This window comes from Leifsonia sp. NPDC058292 (assembly GCF_042880955.1).
Lineage (GTDB): Bacteria > Actinomycetota > Actinomycetes > Actinomycetales > Microbacteriaceae > Leifsonia.
The window spans coordinates 1-17,278 of sequence record NZ_JBHVYL010000013.1; the positions used below are offsets into that span (position 1 = coordinate 1).

A 17,278-nucleotide genomic window follows, 5' to 3' on the forward strand; every position below is an offset into this window, starting at 1 on the left:
CCGGGTGCCCCCACCCACCCTCCTACACGGAAGCGCACCACATCAGATGGTGGGACAAACACCACGGAACCACCGACCTCAACAACGGGATCCTGCTCTGCTCGAATCATCACCACCGGGTCCACGACGACGGATGGGACATCCAGGTGCGTGATCACGTGCCGTGGTTCATCCCACCCAGCCACATCGACCACCACCGACGACCCCGACGCGGCGGACGCATCCGGCTGTCCGACACACAGGACGCAGCATGACGGCCGACCGCGCGCGCCGACGCGTCACCGACGCCCGCGACAGCAGCGGCGAGCGCTATTGGGCGCGCTTGGCCGGCCGCGCGTCGAGCGCGGCCTGGTACAGGTCTCGCTTGCCGAGCCCGGTCGCCTCGGCGACCTCGCCGGCGGCGTCCTTGAGCCGCGTGCCGTCGGCGACGAGTGCTAGCACCTGCGCGACACCGGCGTCGATGTCGACGACACGTTCAGCGGCCCCCTCCACGACGACAGCGATCTCGCCGCGCACGCCCTCCGATGCCCAAGCGGCCAGTTCGGCCGCGGTGCCGCGCTTGACCTCTTCGAACATCTTCGTCAGTTCCCGGCAGACGACGACCCGGCGTTCGGCGCCCCAGGCCACGGCCATGTCGCCCAGGGAGACGGCGAGCCGGTTCGGCGACTCGAAGAACACCATGGTGCGGCGTTCGGCGGCCAGCGCACGGAGGGCACTCATCCGCTCACCCGGCTTGCGCGGGAGGAAGCCTTCGAACGTGAACCTGTCGGTCGGGAGACCCGACACGGCGAGCGCGGTGATCACGGCGGAAGGGCCGGGCAGCGCGGTGACCGTCACACCGGCGGCTGCGGCGGCCTCGACGAGGTGGAAACCAGGGTCGGAGACCGTGGGCATGCCGGCGTCGCTGAGAAGAACCACATCCTGGTCGCGCGCGAGGTCGACGAGGTCGGCGGCCCGATCGCGCTCGTTGTGGTCGTGCAGGGCGATCAACCGCGGCCGGTTCTCGATTCCGAGACCGGCGAGGAGGCGCTGCGTGACTCTGGTGTCCTCGGCCGCGACCACGGCGGCAGACCCGAGCACCTCGATGAGCCGAAGGGAGGCGTCTTTGAGGTTGCCGATCGGGGTGGCCGCCAGGATGATCATGAGTCAAGTCTCTCAGGAGGCGCCGCAAAGGTTTCGCCCCCTAGCATGTTCAGGTGACCACGACTCCCGCGCTCGGCAACCCGATCGCGCCGCCCGCCGACGAGCCGACCGGCAGCCGCTTGGACGACTGGTGGATGCGACGGCTGCGCACGCCGACGCGGATGAAGCTCTGGTACTGGGGTGCGCCCATCGGCGTCACCCTGCTCGCGGCCGTGCTGCGACTGTGGAACCTGGGGAACCCGCACGCGCTCGTCTTCGACGAGACCTTCTACGTCAAAGACGCGTACACGCTCATGCACCTGGGCTACGAGGGCAGCTGGCCCGACAAAGCCGACCAGCCGTTCAACGCGGGCACCACCGACATCTTCACGACCGATCCGTCGTTCGTGGCCCATCCGCCACTCGGAAAATGGCTGATCTCGCTGGGCCTTGCGGCCTTCGGCGCGGGCGATTCGTTCGGCTGGCGCATTTCGACGGCGATCGTCGGCATCCTGGCGGTGTTGATCGTCTTCCTGATCGCCCGCAAGCTGTTCCGGTCGACACTCATCGCCTCGATCGCGGGACTGCTGATGGCGGTCGACGGACACGCGATCGTGATGAGCCGGGTGGCGCTGCTCGACAACTCGGTGATGTTCCTGGCGCTCCTGGCGTTCGGCTGCGTGCTCCTCGACCGCGACTGGCACGCGACCCGGCTCGCCACGAAAGTCGCAGAACTGCGGGATCGGGGCTCAGACCCGGCGTGGGGCCCGGTGCTGTGGTGGCGGCCGTGGCTGATCGCGGCGGGCATCCTGACGGGGCTCTGCGCCGGCGTGAAGTGGAGCGGCTTCTACTTCCTGGCCTTCTTCGCCGTCTACACGGTCGTCGTCGACGCGGTGGCACGCCGTCGTGCCGGCCTGCCGTTCTATCTCAGCGGAGCACTGCTCAAGCAGGCGCCGGCCACTTTTCTCCTCACCGTGCCGCTCGCGGTGGTCAGCTACGTGGCGACCTGGACGGGCTGGATCGTCACGAGCGGCGGCTACTACCGGCACTGGGCCGAAGCCACCCACCTGCAATGGAAGGGCGCGCTCAGCTGGGTGCCGCTCTGGGCGCAGAACCTGTGGCACTACCAAACCGAGATGTACAGCTACAGCATCAACCTGCACGTCTCGCATCCGTACCAGTCGAATCCGTTGACCTGGCTGTTCATGATCCGGCCGACGAGCATGTACTACGAGGGCGCCGGCCAGGGTCAGAACGGGTGCACGGCGAACGCGTGCTCGGCGGCGATCACCTCGCTCGGCAACCCGCTCATCTGGTGGGCGGGCGCGGCGGCGATCTTCTACCTGGTGTACCGGTTGGCGCGCTACCGCGAATGGCAGGTGGGGCTCATCCTGATGGGCCTGGCGGCGGGCTACCTGCCCTGGCTCCTCTACATCAACCGCACGATCTTCCAGTTCTATTCGATCGCGTTCGAGCCGTACCTGATCCTGGGCCTGGCTGGCGTGATCGGCATCATCCTCGGCAAACGCACCGACCCCCACTGGCGCCGAGCGCGCGGGCTGTGGACAGTGGCCATATACCTCGCCTTCGTGCTGCTGGTGAGCGCCTTCTTCTACCCGATCTGGACAGGCGTGCAGGTGCCGTTCTGGTTCTGGCAGATCCACATGTGGCTCCCGAGCTGGGTCTAGCGCCGGGACTAAGCCGAGACGCGGCCGAGTTCGAGAACGAGCCGCTCGCCGACGTCGGCGGCCGGTGGTAGACCGAGGGTATGACGGATGCAGAGAAGCCCATCGACCTCGTCCCCCTGGCCGGCAGTGAGCGCCCGGAATCACCAGGGCTCAAGGCGCGTGCGGCCATCGACCCGGCGACCCCGGTCGAGGCGACGCTGGTGCTGCGACGACGAGAGCCGCTGCCCGACGAAGCGCTCTCCTCGCCGATGAATCGCGCGCAGTTCGCCAAAACGTACGGCGCCTCCGACGACGATCTGAACCTCGTGACGACGACGATGGAGTCGCTGGGGCTCACCGTTCTCGCGGCGGATGCGGCCGAACGGCGCGTGCGTGTCCGGGGCGCGGCGAGCGCAATGAGCCGCATCTTCGGCACCGACCTCGACCAGGCGACGGCGGAAAGCCGCACCCGCGGCACGTACGAGCACCGTCATCGCACGGGCGGCCTGAGCATTCCGGCGGCGCTCGACGGCGTGGTCACGGCGGTGCTCGGCCTCGACGACCGTCCTCAGGCACGCGCACTGTTCCGGGTCGCGCTGCCGCGGGCCGTCACCACGAGCTACACACCGCTCGAGCTGGGCGCGATCTACCGTTTTCCGCCGGAGACAGACGGGTCCGGTCAGACCATCGCCATCATCGAACTCGGCGGCGGGTTCGTGCAGCAAGACCTCGACACCTACTTCTCGGGGCTGGGCATCACGGGCCCGAAGGTCACGGCGGTGGGCGTCGACGGCGGCGCCAACGCTCCGGGCTCCGATCCGAACGGAGCAGACGGCGAGGTGATGCTCGACATCGAGGTGGCGGGGGCGCTGGCGCCGGGCGCCGAGATCGTCGTCTATTTCGCCCCCAACACCGACGCGGGCTTCGTGGATGCGGTGTCCGCGGCCGCCCACGCGACACCGACGCCGGCCGCGATCAGCATCAGCTGGGGCCAGAGCGAAGACGCCTGGACGGCGCAAGCGCGCACCGCGTTCGACGAGGCGCTCGCCGACGCGGCGGCGCTCGGGGCCACCACAACGGTGGCGGCCGGCGACGACGGCAGCACCGATCGCGCGGCCGACGGCAAGCCGCACGTCGACTTTCCCGCATCCTCGCCCCACGCCCTGGCCTGCGGCGGAACCCGCCTGGCCGCCGATGCGTCGACGGGCACCGTGCAGTCGGAGACGGTCTGGAACAACGGCAGCGGCGGCGGAGCGACGGGAGGCGGGGTGAGCGCGACCTTCCCGCAGCCGTCGTGGCAATCCCGGGTCGGCGTTCCGGCCGGTGCCGACGGCACGGATGCGGGCGGAAGCGCCAACGGCCCGAGCGGCCGTGGCGTGCCCGACGTTGCGGGCGTCGCCGACCCGCAGACCGGCTACCGCGTGCGGGTCGACGGCAAAGACGTCGTCATCGGCGGAACGAGCGCGGTCTCGCCGTTGTGGGCGGCCCTCGTGGCCCGCATCGTGCAGTCCACGGGTAAGCCGCTGGGTCTTCTGCAACCGGCGCTGTACGACTCCATCTCGGCGGGTCAGGTCGCGACAGGTTTTCGCGATATCACGACGGGCGACAACGGCGCTTTCCAGGCTGGGCCGGGATGGGATCCGTGCACGGGTCTCGGCGTGCCGGATGGCACGGCCCTGCTCGCCGCCCTCTGACTCGCGGCACGCAAAATCACCCCCGAACTGGAGTCCACCAAACAATCCGACCGGCTTGTAAGCTCACGCCGTGAATAAACCTCAGCGACCTCGGTCGGCTACGAAGAAAGCGCTCTCCGGCCTGGCCGCTTCTGCGGTGATCGTGCTCGGAGGCGCACTCATCCCGCAAGCGGCGACCGCCGCTCCCCTCCACACGCTCAGCGGCACCGTGCACTACGGAGTGTCGGACAGCAGCGCGAGCCACGCCGCAACGGTGAGCGTGTACTCGCTGACCGGCAACGGCGGCGAAGGCCGCCAGGTCTCGAGAACGATCTCGGACGGCGTGAGCGGCGCCTGGTCCATCGCCGGTGTTCCGTCGGGCCGCTACCGAGTGCAAGTCGATCCGTCTGACTACGACCACGCTGCCAATGGCGCCACCTGGTACGGGGACACCCCGTACGAAGACGAGGCGACCGTCGTTCCCGTCACGGCTGACGTGAGCGGACTGGATATCGATCAGACGATCGCCGGCTCGATCAGCGGCACCGTGAACGTGCCATCGGGGGCGGCCTTCGATCCGAGCGCTTTCCAGGCCTACCTGTACAACCCCACCACGGGACTGTTCGAGTCGGCCAAGGGCGTTTCGGGCGCCAATGTGACGTCAACCGGCAACTACACGATCTCGGGACTGACCCCGGGGCGCTACGTCGTGCGCTTCGCCGACAGCGACTCCTGGTCGCCGAGTGTCGCCACGCAGTACTTCGATGGAAAGCCCGAGCTGTGGAACTCGACCCTCGTCACCGTGACGGCGGCCCAGAACACCACCGGGATCAACGGCTCGCTCGGCGAATGGTCCTGGTATTCGGGGCGCCTGTCCGGCGTCGACCGATTCGGCACCGCAGCGGCGATCTCGCAGGCGTTCTTCGGTCAGACGCATCCCGACGTCGTCTACATCGCGAACGGCCTCTCCTACCCCGACGCCTTGAGCGCGAGCGCGGCAGCCGCGTGGGAGGGGGGACCACTCCTTCTCGTGACCCCGACAAGCGTGCCGACCTCTGTCGTTTCCGAGCTCCAGCGGATGCAGCCCTCCCGAATCGTGGTCGTCGGCGGCACCGGCGCGGTGAGCGACACCGTGTTGAACAGCCTCAAGCAGTTCGCCGGCGAGGTGGACAGGGTCAGCGGCATCGACCGCTACGCGACGTCGCTCGCGATCTCGAAGTACGCGTTCCCGCCGTCGCGGAACTCGGTGTTCCTGGCCACGGGCGCCAACTACCCCGACGCGCTCGTGGCCGGTTCGGCCGCGGGATACCAGGGCTCGCCGCTCATCCTCGTCAAGGGCACGGCCGCCACGCTCGATGACGCCACGAAGACCGAGATCGAGCGGCTGACGCCGCTTCGCAACTACATCGTGGGCGGCACGGGCTCGGTGTCGGCGGGCGTCCAAAACTCCGTCGAGCAGCTTCCCGGCGCGACGACGGTTCTCCGTCTTGGCGGGATCGACCGCTACCACACGGCTCAGGCCGTCAACGGCGAAGTGTTCCCGTTCGCCGACACGGCGTACATGGCGAATGGGTTGGGGTTCGCGGATGCTCTCGCGGTCTCGGCTGTCGCCGGTGTGAACGGCGCTCCGCTTTTGCTCTCCACTTACGCGTGCATGCCTTACGACGAGGAGGTCCAATCGGCCGACATGGGCGTGTCGACCTACTGGACGGTCGGTGGTACCGCCGCCCTGAGCACGGATGTGGAGAACCTCACCTACTGCAACCCGCCGCTCTCGGCCTCGTCGGCGCCGCTCACCGACCGCAGCCTTCCTTCCCGCGAGTCCGTTGGCGAAGCCATCATCGGCGACACGCACTCCGGGAGCGACCTGGGGGCGGTACACGCGACGCGCAAGTAGGCACGGCCGCTCGAACCACGGCATCACGATCGTCCCTGTTGTCCGCATCGGACAGCAGGGACGTTTCGCGTTCGCAAGAATGGACGTGATGAACACGACGCCCGGCACGACGCGAACGACCCTTCCCTGGCTTCCCGGAATCGCCGCCGGAGGGGTGGCGGCGCTCGTCGCGTGGGCGATCCACTGGCTGGTGCCGGCGGTGCCGCTCCTGACCGCGGCGGTGGTGCTCGGGATCGTCGTCGGGCAACTCCCGTTCGCGCGTGCGGCGGTCACCGGCAGCCTGAAACCAGGGCTGTCGACCGCATCCAAACGCCTGATGCGGATCGGCGTGGTGCTGCTCGGCCTGAAGCTCAGCCTCGGCGACATCGCGGGTCTCGGCTGGGTGAGCATCCTGACCACCGTGCTGATCGTCATCGTCACGTTCGTCGGCACCCTGGGCCTCGGCCGGCTGTTCCGGCTGCCGGGGCATCAGCCGCTGCTGGTGGCAACGGGTTTCTCGATCTGCGGAGCTTCGGCGATCGGCGCGATGAGCGGCGTCGTCAAGTCGAAAGACGAGGAGACCGCGACGCCGGTCGCCCTGGTGACCCTGTGCGGAACCCTCGCCATCTTCGTGCTGCCCGTGCTCTGGCATCCGCTGGGTCTGACGTCGCTGCAGTTCGGGCACTGGGTCGGGGCGGGCGTGCACGACGTCGGGCAGGTGGTCGCGACGGCCCAGATCGCCGGGTCGGCCGCACTGGCGGTCGCCATCGTCGTCAAGCTCACCCGCGTGCTGATGCTGGCGCCGATGGTCGCGATCGCCTCGGTGGTCGAACGCCGTCGCAACGTCGACCGGGACCCGTCGGCGAAGCGCCCGCCGATCGTTCCGCTGTTCGTGGCCGGATTCATCGTGGCGATGCTGCTGCGCTCGTTCGTTCCGCTGCCGCCGGCGGTGCTCGACGGCGCGGACGCGGCCCAGACAGCCCTGCTCGCGATGGCGTTGTTCGGCCTGGGAACCGCGGTGCGGTTGCGCACACTGCTGGGCACGGGCTGGCGGGCGCTCGCGGTGGGGCTGCTGTCGTGGGTGCTGATCGCCGCGCTGGCGCTCGGGGCGGTGTGGATCTCGAGCTGACGGAGCGCAGCGGGAACGTCAGTGCGAGTCGACGAGCTTGAGGCCGACGACGCAGCCCACGAGCCCGACGATCAGCAGCACCTTGACGAGCGAGAACGATTCGCCGCCGAAGATCATGGCGTAGGCGACGGTGAGCGACGCACCGATCCCGACCCACACGGCGTAGGCGGTGCCGGTGGAGATGTCGCGCATGGCGAAGGCGAGGCCGGCCATGGAGGCGAGCAGCGCGACACCGAACGTGACCGTTGGCCAGAGTTTGGTGAAGCCCTCCGACTTGCCGAGCGCGGTGGCCCAGACGGCTTCGAGCACCCCGGATGCGATGAGCACGATCCAAGACATGGTTCACTCCCTTGGCCAGTCTTGTCGCGCACCGGGTACTGAACCGTCGTCCGGGATCGCTGTAACGATCTAGTACGAGTGTACCACAACGGAGGATCGACGTCGGCCGGTCCGGCATACTGACGGTATGACCACCGACCTCTCCCCCGATGCGGCGCTCGTCGTCATCGACGTGCAGCGCGGCTTCGACGACTCGCAGTTCTGGGGCCGCCGCGACAACCCCGACGCCGAGACGAACATCGGGCTGCTCGTCACGGCGTGGAGCGCGTCGGGACGTCCGATCGTGCTGGTTCGGCACGACTCCGTGACGCCCGGTTCACCCCTCGGCGTCGGCGCCGTCGGCAACACGCTGAAAGACGTCGTCGCCGGGGCACCGCACGACCTCCTGGTGACGAAGCACGTGAACTCCGCGTTTCTCGGCGAGCCGGACCTGGACGGCTGGCTGCGCGAACGAGGCATCGCGCAGCTCGTGCTCTGCGGCATCCAGACCAACATGTGTGTCGAGACGACGGCCCGGATGGGCGGCAACCTCGGCTACGACGTGATCGTCGCGATCGACGCCTGCCACACGTTCGACCTCAGCGGAGCCGGCGGCCTGTCGCTCACGGCGGAACAGCTCACCACGGCGACCGTCGTGAACCTCACGGGCGGCGGGTTCGCGCGGGTCGCGCCGACCCGCGAACTCGTCTGAGCCGCGACCGCAAGGCCGGTTTCGGCATGTTACACACGCGCGGCATCGGGTCACCGCCCCTCCGGTAGCGTGAGCGCATGGCTGATCGCGAATATGGCTTCCGCACGCGTGCGATTCACGCGGGCAACATCCCCGATCCGGTGACCGGCGCGCGCGCCCTTCCGATCTACCAGACGAGTGCGTTCGTCTTCGATGACACGGCGGATGCGGCGGCCCGCTTCGCCCTGCAGAAGTACGGCAACATCTACTCCCGGCTCGCGAACCCGACGGTCGCCTCCTTCGAAGAGCGCGTTGCGAGCCTGGAAGGCGGCCTCGGCGCGGTCGCCACGGCGAGCGGCCTGAGCGCGCAGTACATCACGTTCGCGTCGCTGGCCGGCGCGGGCGACCACATCGTGGCGTCCGCCAACCTCTACGGCGGCTCGATCACGCAGCTCGACGTGACCCTCCGGCGCTTCGGAGTGGAGACCACGTTCATCCAGAGCGCCGACCCGGCGGACTACGCCGCCGCGATCACGGACAAGACGAAGCTCATCTTCGCGGAGACCATCGCCAACCCGTCCGGCGAGATCGCCGACATCGAAGGTCTGGCCGAGGTGGCGCACGCCGCGGGCATCCCGTTGATCATCGATTCGACGATCGCGACGCCGTACCTCAACCGTCCGATCGAGTGGGGCGCCGACATCGTGATCCACTCGGCGACCAAGTTTCTCGGCGGCCACGGCACCACGCTCGGCGGCGTCGTCGTCGAAAGCGGTCGCTTCGACTGGCACAGCGACAAGTTCCCGCTGTTCGGCCAGCCGGTGCCGTCGTACGGCGGCCTGGAATGGTCGGGCAACTTCGGGGAGTACGCCTTCCTGACCCGGTTGCGCGCGGAGCAGCTGCGCGACATCGGACCGTCGCTCGCGCCGCACTCCGCCTTCCTGCTGGCACAAGGCGTCGAGACGCTGCCGTACCGCATCCAGGCTCACGTGGACAACGCGCGCAAGGTCGCCGAGTGGCTCGACGCCGACCCGCGCATCGAGTCGGTGTTCTGGGCGGGACTGCCCGCGCATCCGCACTACGATCGCGCACAGAAGTATCTGCCGAAGGGCGCCGGAAGCGTCTTCAGCTTCGTCGTGAAGGGCGGCCGCGAGGTCGGTCAGTCGTTCATCGAATCGGTGGATCTGGCCAGCCACCTCGCCAACATCGGCGACGCGAAGACGCTGGTCATCCATCCGGCCTCCACGACCCACGCCCAGCTCACCGAGCAGCAGCTGCTCGACGCCGGCGTGCTCCCCGGCGTCGTCAGGATCAGCGTCGGCATCGAAGACGTGGACGACATCATCTACGATCTCGACCAGGCCCTCAGCAACGCCGTGAAGGAGACAAGCGCATGACGACCACAGAGGTGCAGTTCGCCAACGGTCTGAGCTGCTCGGTGCCGGCCGGTTCACCCCTCGCGAAGCTGCTCAGGTCGCAGCGCACCTGGGTAGGCCCGGATGCCAAGGAGCGCCTGCGCATCCTGCGAGCCGCGAAGTCGGTCGCCATCGTCGGCGCCTCCCCCAACCCGACCAGGTCGAGCTACTTCGTGGGAACCTACCTCCAGCAGTCGAGCGACTACCGGCTGTATTTCGTCAACCCGAACGCGGACACGATCCTGGGCGAGAAGGCCTACCCCGACCTGGCGTCGCTGCCCGAGGTTCCGGATATCGTCGACGTCTTCCGGCGGGCGAGCGACATCCCCGCGGTGATCGACGACGTCGTCGCCGTCGGCGCTCCCACGATCTGGGTTCAGCTCGGGATCTGGAACCAGGAAGCCGCCGAGTACGGCGAGTCGAAAGGCCTCACGGTGGTCATGGACCGCTGCATCAAGGTCGAGCACGCCCGGTTCCACGGTGGGCTGCACCTGCTCGGCTTCGACACCGGCCAGATCACGTCGCGCAAGACGCTGCGCTGACGGCCGGGTCAGGCGCGCGCGACGATGTGGAAGACGTGCCAGTGCCTCGGCCCTTCGAACGACATGCCGCGGTGGTCGTCTTCGACGAGTTGCAGCACCTCCAGCCCGGTGAGCATCGACTCGACCCCGGCACGGTCGTGGAAGTTCATCCCGGCCCGGCCGAACCATTCGTCGTTCGGGCCGAAGAGCTCGCCGGCGAACACGGCTCCCGGGCGCAACGCATCCCGGATGTCCGCCCAGAGATAGGGGAAGTGCCCGGGGTCGCAGAAGGGAAGCGCGAAACCGGCGTAGATGAAATCGCTGGCCGGAAGAGCACCGACGGTCTCGAACGTCGCGCGCCGAACGGTGGCCCGCTCCGCGCCCTCCTCACCCACCTCGGCCAGCACTCGGGACTCGACGTCGCCATCCGAGTCGATGGCCAGCACCGACCAGCCCCGCTCGGCGAGGTGCCGCGTCTCCACTCCGTCGCCACAGCCGAGGTCGATCGCGTCGCCGGGGGCATCCCCTCGCCACGCGTTCAGGCCGGCGGTGAAGGTGGGCCGCACGCCGCGCCCGCCCTGCGCCGTGTAGAACTCGGACCAGTCGAATGCCATCGAACCTCCCCGTCGCGTGCCTGTTCGCCCTGAGCCTACGCGCGGGTGCCCCGCACTGTCGCCGCGCATCGCTAAAATGCGACGAGTGGACTCCCCGCCCCGCGCACCCAGGATCGCCGTCCTCGGCCCGATTCTGGTCGAAGACCGCTCCGGTGCGCTCTCGGAGCCCGCGGGCGTGCTGGGCAAGAGCCTCATCGTGGCGTTGGTGCTCGCCCGGGGATCCCTGTCGGTGCGTTCACTCGTGGCCGACCTGTGGGACGACGCGCCGCCACGCCAGGAGCGTGCAGCCCTGCAGACGCTCGTGTCCCGCGTGCGCACGGCCAGCGCGGACGGGCTGTTGGAATCGACCGCGAGCGGATACGCGCTGGCCATAGAGCCGCAGCACACGGATCTGGGGCTGGCTCGCGCGCACCTGGAGCGAGCCCGCGAGGCCGAAGCCGCGGGCGACCTCCGAACCACCTGTCACGAGGTCGACGAGGCCCTGGCGCTCTGGCGCGGAGAGCCGGGGACGGAGCTCGCGTCGGGTCCGCTAGCGGAGGAACTCGGCCGCACCACCGCCGCCCTGCGCAAGGAACTCCTGCTGCTGGGCGCGCGAGCGAGCCGGCTCTCCGGAGACCCGGCGAGCGCCGTCGCCGCCCTCGATGCGCTGGCCCAGGCCGAGCCGTTCGACGAGGCCGTCCATGCCGAGCGGATGCGCTCCTTCGCCGCCGCCGGCCGCCGCAACGACGCGCTCCGCGCCTTCGCCGAGCTGAAGACGGCTCTGCTCGACAATCTGGGATCCCGCCCGGGACAGGAGTTGGTGGCGCTCAACGCGGAGCTGCTCCAGGATGACGACCCGCTGATCGGGGACGACATCACCGTGGACTCCGGTCCGTCCGCGTCGGCAGGGTCTGAATCCGCAGGCTCTGTGGCGCCAGAGTCTGTGCCGAACAGCGCGGAGCCCGCCGGGCCTGCGACGGTGCGGTTCGGTCTGAGGTCCGCCCCGAACGCGCTCATCGGGCGGGAATACGACCTGGACGCACTCGAAGACCTCATCGCGACCTCCCGTCTCACGACCATCCTCGGCGCGGGAGGGCTGGGCAAGACCCGTCTCGCTCAGGAGATCGGTCATCGCGCGGTGCGCACCCCGGCGGTCGCGTTCGTCGAGCTCGCGAGCGTGCGCTCGGCCGACGACATCACGCTCGCCCTCGCGTCGACGCTCGGCATCCGCGAGGCCCGTGCCCGCATCGGCGATCCCGGCGCGGGTGTCGACCTGCGGTCCCGCATCCTGGGCGTGCTGGCCGAGCGTGAGACCCTGCTCATCGTCGACAACTGCGAGCACATCGTGGATGCGGCAGCGGCCTGGATAGCCGACATCCTGGAGACCACCACGACGGTGCGCGTTCTGGCGACGAGCCGGTCGCCGCTCGCCATCGGCGCCGAGCGCGTCTATCCGCTCGACTCGCTGGCCAGTGTCGACGGACAGCACGAGGCGGCGCCGGCCGTCGCGCTGTTCATGGAGCGCGCGCGGGCCGCCCGCCCGGGCGTCGTGCTGCAACCCGATGTGGTCGCCCGGCTGTGCGAGCGCCTCGACGGACTGCCGCTGGCGATCGAACTCGCGGCCGCGCGCGTGCGGTCGATGTCGGTGGAGGAGATCGAGCGCAGGCTGGGCAATCGGTTCGTGCTGCTCACCGGGGGCGAGCGCACCGCCCCGGAGCGCCATCGCACACTGCTCGCGGTGATCGACTGGAGCTGGAACCTCCTCTCGACCACGGAACGCGTGCTCCTGCGCCGTCTCGCTCGCTTTCCCGACGGCTTCAGCGCGGAGGCCGCCGAGTTCGTGGCCGGCGAGGCCGCCGACACGGTGCTCGACGACCTCGAAGCGCTCGTGAACCAGTCCCTGGTTTCGGTCGCGGAAGACCCGGCCACGGGCATCCTGCGGTACCGGATGCTGGAGACGGTGCGCGAGTTCGGCGACATCGAACTCGTCAGGGCCGGCGAGGAGCAGCTCGTGCAGGAGGGCATGTTCGCCTGGGCCCGGCGCTTCTCCCGGTCGACGCTCTCCTCCATGCATGGCGCCCAACAGGTGAGGGTCTTCAACCTGATCACGGCCGAGCAGGACAATCTGGTCTCCATCCTTCGCCTGGCCATCGAAGTGAGACGACAGGCCGTGGTGGCGGCGGTCTTCGCCGCCCTCGCTTACTACTGGTCGTTGCGGAGCGCGCACAGCGAGGTGGTGTCGTTCGGCCCGGTGGTCGTCGCCGCCCTCACCGGCTGGGAGCCGGAAGGCGCGGAGCGTGACGATGCCGCGGGCGCGTATGCGGTGCTCGGCGGCACGTTGCTCTACCTCGATCTGCGCACGTCGGCGCGCGCGATCTCCCGCCTCCGTCGCATCAAGCGTCAGGCGCCGCTCACCGACGCGCGCCTGAACGCACTCGCCGAGCTCATGCAGCTGGCGGGGCGGCCCGAGGAGGGCATGGCGAAGCTCGCCGAGTTCGCTCGCTCGTCCGATCCGGCGCTCGCCGCGATGGGCAACCTCATGCTCGCGCAGTTCGCCGAGAACTCCGGCGAGATCGACCAAGCGCTCGTGACGGCCACGATCGCCAGCGAGAAGGCGAAGCTCGCCGACGACACCTGGGCGACGGCCTCGGCCGCGCAGGCGCTGGCGCAGTTGCACAGTCAGCTCGCGCATCCCGAGGAGGCGCTGCACTGGGCCGAGCGGTCGCGCGAGGGCCTGACCAAGCTTCAAGCGGCGGGCGACCTGCGCCAGCTGGAGTGGATCATCGCCATCAACGCGATCTCGGCGGGCGACCTCGAGCGCGGCCGGCGCCTGCTCGAGACCTACCTGCAGCAGGAGGAGGATCCGTCGGGGTTCGACTACGAGGACTACTACGGCATCGGTTACGCCGGGTTGGCCGAGATCGCCCTGGCGGAAGGCGATCAGGCGGAAGGGCTCCGGCTCTACGAGCAGTCGATCAGCGTCTACGGCAAGCAGGCGGTGATCGTGAACCCGTGGATGACCATCCTCGCGTCGGCCAGCCTGGTCGCCCGCCTGCGCGCGCACACCGTCGACCCCGACCTCGTGTGGGAGGAGACGGATGCGGTGGCGCGCAAGCAACGCATCCGCGTGCTCGTCACCTACCGGCTGCGCCCGACCTACATCGACAAGCCGGTCGTCGGCGCGGGTCTGCTGGGCTACGCGGTGTGGATGCTCGACCCGCACACGGCCGCAGGTCGCGGCCCCGAGTGGGTCGCCGCGGGTCTGGAACTGTTCGCGATGGCGGACCGCACCAACTCGCGTCAAGACATGGTCACCCTGCACCGCGCGCCCCTGGAAGCGGCCGTGCGCGAGACCTGGGGCGACGCTGACCTCGACGCGGCGCTCGCGGCGTCGCGTGGTCTGGATCGCAACGACGCCGTGCTGCGCGGCATCGAGGTGCTTCGCGGCGCTCGCGGCTGACACCCGGAAGCACGAAAACGGCCACCGCCTGTGTCGAGGCGGTGGCCGTTTCCGGGTGTGATGCGGGCTGCTAGGCCTTGCGCATGTATGCGCGCACGGTCAGCGGGGCGAAGATCGCGACGATCACCGCGGCACCGAGCAAGGCGATCCAAGCGTCTGCCCCGAACGTGCTGTTGTTCGCGAGTTCTCGCACAGCGGTGACGAGGTGCGACACCGGGTTGATGTTCACGAACGCCTGCAGCCAGCCGGGCAGCGTGTCGACCGGCACGTAGGCGTTCGACAGGAACGTCAGCGGGAACAGCACCATGAACGAGATGCCCTGTACCGAGCTGGCGGTGCGAGCGATCACTCCGAAGAAGGCGAAGATCCAGCTGATCGCCCACGAACTGACGATCACGAGCAGACCGGCGAGGATGACGAAGCCGATTCCGCCCGCGGGACGGTAGCCCATCAGGAACCCGACGACGAAGGTGATCGTAGTGGCGATGGCGTAGCGCAGGGTGTCGGCCAGCAGTGCCCCCGCGAGCGGTGCGATGCGTGCGATCGGCAGGGACTTGAAGCGGTCGAACACGCCCTTGTCCATGTCTTCCCGCAACTGCACGCCGGTGACGACCGAGGTGGTGATGACGGTCTGAACCAGGATCCCTGGAATCAGCTGGGGCAGATAGCTCTGGACATCTCCGGAGATCGCCCCGCCGAACAGGTAGGCGAACATGACGGTGAAGATGATCGGCTGCAGCGTGACGTCGAACAGCTGCTCGGGCGTCCGCTTGATCTTCAGCAGACCGCGGTAGGCCATGGTGACCGAGTTCGCGACGGACTGCGTGAAGCTCACGTGGTTCTTGAGTCTCCGCTCTGACGGCGGGGTGATGGTGATCGCGCTCATGCGCTGACCCTTTCTGCTTCTTCGGCGTCCTCGACGGAGCCTGACTTCTCTTCTTCGACGCCGTGGCCGGTGAGGGTCAGGAAGACCTCGTCGAGCGTCGGCTTCTGCACGGACATCTCGGTGAGGTGGATGCCCGCCTCACGGAACGTGACGAACAGGTCGGTGATCGTGTCCGGGTTGCGCATGGGCGCGGTGATGCGCGAGCCTTCGGGCGAGATGACCGCCTCGACGCCGAGCACAGAGGCGATGGCGCGGCGCGCATCCTCCATGTCCGCCGGGTCGGCCAGGCGCAGCTGCAGCGACGATTCGCCGACAGAGGCCTTGAGCTCGTCCGCGGTGCCCTCGGCGACCACACGGCCGGTGTCGATGACGGCGATGCGGTCGGCGAGCTGGTCGGCCTCGTCGAGGTACTGCGTGGTGAGCAGCACGGTCGATCCGGTCGAGACCAGGCGACGGATGGTGTCCCACATCTGAGCCCGCGTGCGCGGGTCGAGACCGGTGGTCGGCTCGTCGAGGAACAGCAGCGGCGGCTGGGAGATGAGGCTGGCCGCGAGGTCGAGCCGGCGGCGCATGCCGCCGGAGAACTTCTTCAGCGGGCGCTTGGCGGCCTCGGTCAAACCGAACTCTTCGAGCAGCTCGGCCGCCTTGCGCTTCGCCTCCGTTCGGCCGAGTCCGAGCAGCCGGGAGAAGATGACGAGGTTCTCGGTGGCCGAGAGCGTCTCGTCGACCGACGCGAACTGCGCGGTCACGCCGATGAGCTGGCGTACGACCTGCTGCTCTTTGCGGATGTCGTGGCCGAAGATGGTGGCTTCGCCCGCATCCGGCTTCAGCAGGGTGGCGAGCATGGAGATCGTGGTGGTCTTGCCGGCGCCGTTCGGGCCGAGCACGCCGTAGACGGTTCCGGCGCGGACGTTGAGGTCGACACCGTCGACCGCGCGGTTGTCGCCGAAGACCTTGACGAGCCCGTGGGCTTCGACAGCCCACTCTGAGCTGGTTGTCATGATGGTCCTTCCTTGTAAAGGCTTGAGTGATCTCATCGTTTCGGCGCGCGCTTACACAGCGCTTACGCGCCGCTTACACCGCACTGTCATGCCGCTTACAGCGCGGAGGGTGCGACTCCGGCATGCTGGGCGATGGACGCACGATCGACGCCCGCGAGCGTGAAAGCCCGGGGGACGGTGCCGAGTTCCAGCTGCAGAAGGGCGACGAGCAGGTCGGTCTCGGCCGTGCGGCTCCGATGCGACCGCGCGGATGCCCGGTGCGCCCGCACGAGCACGTCCCGGGCCGAGGCTCCCCACCGCGGGCGGGCCGGCCGGGGAGCTGCGGCGAGGCGCTCCTCGGGCACGGGCTCGACGCCGGCGGTGCGGAGGCTCGTCTCCCGTTCGGCGCGGAGCATCCGTTCGACGCCCGCGTGGTCGAGGCCGGCCGCGTCGAGCGCGGCGGCGGCGGGTGTGCCCGTCTCGAGCGAGAGCGCCAGCAGCAGATGCTCGGCCTCGACCGTTGGTGCGTTGCGCCGCTGCGCCTCCGCGACGCTGCCGATGACGACGGAACGGAGGGCGCGGGAGAGCGGCTGCTTCGCGTCGTTCGTTTCAGACATTTCTTCTCCTCAGTTCGATTCCGGTGCCGGCGACGCGGCGCAGGTGCTTCTTGTGCACGGCCTGCCTCGTCACACCCAGGGCGTCGGCGATCTGCGTCCACGACCAGCCGTCGCGCAGTGCGCGCTCCACTTCGGCGTCTTCCAGCCGGTCGGCGAGTTCGCGCAGAGCGACGACGGAGGCGAGGCCGTCGGCTGCGCCTCCGACGGCGGGTGGCGGTGGGGTTCGAGGATTCATGTAAGCAACTTAGGTTGCTAACGAGATTTTGTCAACCCGGGTTGCTTAGGCCCGCGATACGCACGAAATGTGCGTGCACTCGGCCGTAAGCTAGA

General features: G+C 69.0%; 16 protein-coding genes and 1 riboswitch. Of the genes, 9 read left to right on the plus strand and 7 right to left on the minus strand.

All coding sequences use genetic code 11. The features are described from left to right. Positions 1-254: HNH endonuclease (locus tag ACFVWR_RS09245; RefSeq protein WP_387210318.1), on the plus strand; the 254-nt coding region annotated here is incomplete at its 5' end. A gap of 55 nt (positions 255-309) precedes the next feature. On the opposite strand, the gene rsmI is transcribed toward ACFVWR_RS09245, so the two are convergent. Next, positions 310-1,143: a 16S rRNA (cytidine(1402)-2'-O)-methyltransferase gene (rsmI, locus tag ACFVWR_RS09250; protein ID WP_387210320.1), complete on the minus strand. Its 834-nt coding sequence runs from the start codon at positions 1,141-1,143 to the stop codon at positions 310-312. Between the two features lie 53 nt (positions 1,144-1,196). Here rsmI and ACFVWR_RS09255 point away from each other — a divergent pair, with 53 nt between their 5' ends. The 4 genes from ACFVWR_RS09255 (at position 1,197) to ACFVWR_RS09270 (ending at position 7,467) form a co-directional block, all read left to right on the plus strand. Continuing rightward, positions 1,197-2,810 (plus strand): dolichyl-phosphate-mannose--protein mannosyltransferase, encoded by a 1,614-nt coding sequence (locus tag ACFVWR_RS09255; RefSeq protein WP_387210322.1) that lies wholly within the window; start codon positions 1,197-1,199, stop codon positions 2,808-2,810. 80 nt (positions 2,811-2,890) lie between these two features. Then, on the plus strand, positions 2,891-4,483 hold the full coding sequence (locus tag ACFVWR_RS09260) for a protease pro-enzyme activation domain-containing protein (RefSeq protein WP_387210324.1): 1,593 nt from the start codon (positions 2,891-2,893) through the stop codon (positions 4,481-4,483). A gap of 70 nt (positions 4,484-4,553) precedes the next feature. After that, a complete protein-coding gene (locus tag ACFVWR_RS09265) occupies positions 4,554-6,359 on the plus strand; it encodes a cell wall-binding repeat-containing protein (protein WP_387210326.1) in 1,806 nt (601 codons plus the stop codon). Between the two features lie 88 nt (positions 6,360-6,447). Continuing rightward, positions 6,448-7,467 (plus strand): YeiH family protein, encoded by a 1,020-nt coding sequence (locus tag ACFVWR_RS09270; protein ID WP_387210328.1) that lies wholly within the window; start codon positions 6,448-6,450, stop codon positions 7,465-7,467. An 18-nt stretch (positions 7,468-7,485) separates the two neighbouring features. On the opposite strand, the gene ACFVWR_RS09275 is transcribed toward ACFVWR_RS09270, so the two are convergent. Then, positions 7,486-7,806, minus strand: a complete 321-nt coding sequence (locus ACFVWR_RS09275) for a DMT family transporter (RefSeq protein ID WP_387210331.1) — start codon at positions 7,804-7,806, stop codon at positions 7,486-7,488. A gap of 10 nt (positions 7,807-7,816) precedes the next feature. Further along, positions 7,817-7,879, minus strand: a riboswitch (guanidine-III (ykkC-III) riboswitch). A gap of 54 nt (positions 7,880-7,933) precedes the next feature. On the opposite strand from ACFVWR_RS09275, the gene ACFVWR_RS09280 reads away from it, so the two are divergent. The 3 genes from ACFVWR_RS09280 (at position 7,934) to ACFVWR_RS09290 (ending at position 10,433) form a co-directional block, all read left to right on the plus strand. Next, the gene (locus ACFVWR_RS09280) at positions 7,934-8,497 is read left to right on the plus strand and encodes a cysteine hydrolase family protein (protein WP_387210332.1); all 564 of its coding nucleotides are present in this window, start codon (positions 7,934-7,936) and stop codon (positions 8,495-8,497) included. Positions 8,498-8,574: 77 nt separating this feature from the next. Then, positions 8,575-9,873: an O-acetylhomoserine aminocarboxypropyltransferase/cysteine synthase family protein gene (locus ACFVWR_RS09285; protein ID WP_387210334.1), complete on the plus strand. Its 1,299-nt coding sequence runs from the start codon at positions 8,575-8,577 to the stop codon at positions 9,871-9,873. Continuing rightward, positions 9,870-10,433 carry a CoA-binding protein gene (locus ACFVWR_RS09290; protein WP_387210336.1) on the plus strand — a complete coding sequence of 188 codons (564 nt, stop codon included), beginning with the start codon at positions 9,870-9,872 and terminating at the stop codon, positions 10,431-10,433. The genes ACFVWR_RS09285 and ACFVWR_RS09290 overlap by 4 nt, the downstream gene beginning before the upstream one ends. A gap of 8 nt (positions 10,434-10,441) precedes the next feature. On the opposite strand, the gene ACFVWR_RS09295 is transcribed toward ACFVWR_RS09290, so the two are convergent. Continuing rightward, complete coding sequence (locus ACFVWR_RS09295) at positions 10,442-11,026, minus strand: class I SAM-dependent methyltransferase (RefSeq protein ID WP_387210338.1); 585 nt, start codon at positions 11,024-11,026, stop codon at positions 10,442-10,444. A gap of 76 nt (positions 11,027-11,102) precedes the next feature. On the opposite strand from ACFVWR_RS09295, the gene ACFVWR_RS09300 reads away from it, so the two are divergent. Then, positions 11,103-14,465 carry a BTAD domain-containing putative transcriptional regulator gene (locus ACFVWR_RS09300; protein WP_387210340.1) on the plus strand — a complete coding sequence of 1,121 codons (3,363 nt, stop codon included), beginning with the start codon at positions 11,103-11,105 and terminating at the stop codon, positions 14,463-14,465. Between the two features lie 70 nt (positions 14,466-14,535). Here ACFVWR_RS09300 and ACFVWR_RS09305 read toward each other — a convergent pair whose 3' ends face one another. The 4 genes from ACFVWR_RS09305 to ACFVWR_RS09320 form a co-directional block, all read right to left on the minus strand. Then, entirely contained in the window at positions 14,536-15,351 is an 816-nt protein-coding gene (locus tag ACFVWR_RS09305) for an ABC transporter permease (RefSeq protein ID WP_387210342.1), read from the minus strand. Further along, positions 15,348-16,352 (minus strand): ATP-binding cassette domain-containing protein, encoded by a 1,005-nt coding sequence (locus tag ACFVWR_RS09310; RefSeq protein ID WP_387210344.1) that lies wholly within the window; start codon positions 16,350-16,352, stop codon positions 15,348-15,350. The genes ACFVWR_RS09305 and ACFVWR_RS09310 overlap by 4 nt, the downstream gene beginning before the upstream one ends. Before the next feature lie 95 nt (positions 16,353-16,447). After that, positions 16,448-16,948, minus strand: coding sequence for a Clp protease N-terminal domain-containing protein (locus ACFVWR_RS09315; RefSeq protein ID WP_387210346.1), 501 nt, complete (start codon positions 16,946-16,948; stop codon positions 16,448-16,450). Continuing rightward, entirely contained in the window at positions 16,941-17,183 is a 243-nt protein-coding gene (locus ACFVWR_RS09320) for a helix-turn-helix domain-containing protein (RefSeq protein WP_387210348.1), read from the minus strand. Before ACFVWR_RS09320 ends, ACFVWR_RS09315 begins: the two co-directional genes overlap by 8 nt. Positions 17,184-17,278: the final 95 nt, after the last annotated feature.

Excerpts from the sequence above, each read along its gene's own strand:
- ACFVWR_RS09310 (WP_387210344.1), bottom strand. The coding sequence starts at position 16,352 with ATGACAACCAGCTCAGAGTGGGCTGTCGAAGCCCACGGGCTCGTCAAG.
- ACFVWR_RS09315 (WP_387210346.1), bottom strand. The coding sequence starts at position 16,948 with ATGTCTGAAACGAACGACGCGAAGCAGCCGCTCTCCCGCGCCCTCCGT.
- ACFVWR_RS09260 (WP_387210324.1), top strand. The coding sequence starts at position 2,891 with ATGACGGATGCAGAGAAGCCCATCGACCTCGTCCCCCTGGCCGGCAGT.
- ACFVWR_RS09295 (WP_387210338.1), bottom strand. The coding sequence starts at position 11,026 with ATGGCATTCGACTGGTCCGAGTTCTACACGGCGCAGGGCGGGCGCGGC.
- ACFVWR_RS09270 (WP_387210328.1), top strand. The coding sequence starts at position 6,448 with ATGAACACGACGCCCGGCACGACGCGAACGACCCTTCCCTGGCTTCCC.
- rsmI (WP_387210320.1), bottom strand. The coding sequence starts at position 1,143 with ATGATCATCCTGGCGGCCACCCCGATCGGCAACCTCAAAGACGCCTCC.
- ACFVWR_RS09305 (WP_387210342.1), bottom strand. The coding sequence starts at position 15,351 with ATGAGCGCGATCACCATCACCCCGCCGTCAGAGCGGAGACTCAAGAAC.
- ACFVWR_RS09320 (WP_387210348.1), bottom strand. The coding sequence starts at position 17,183 with ATGAATCCTCGAACCCCACCGCCACCCGCCGTCGGAGGCGCAGCCGAC.
- ACFVWR_RS09285 (WP_387210334.1), top strand. The coding sequence starts at position 8,575 with ATGGCTGATCGCGAATATGGCTTCCGCACGCGTGCGATTCACGCGGGC.
- ACFVWR_RS09275 (WP_387210331.1), bottom strand. The coding sequence starts at position 7,806 with ATGTCTTGGATCGTGCTCATCGCATCCGGGGTGCTCGAAGCCGTCTGG.
- ACFVWR_RS09300 (WP_387210340.1), top strand. The coding sequence starts at position 11,103 with ATGCGACGAGTGGACTCCCCGCCCCGCGCACCCAGGATCGCCGTCCTC.
- ACFVWR_RS09290 (WP_387210336.1), top strand. The coding sequence starts at position 9,870 with ATGACGACCACAGAGGTGCAGTTCGCCAACGGTCTGAGCTGCTCGGTG.
- ACFVWR_RS09280 (WP_387210332.1), top strand. The coding sequence starts at position 7,934 with ATGACCACCGACCTCTCCCCCGATGCGGCGCTCGTCGTCATCGACGTG.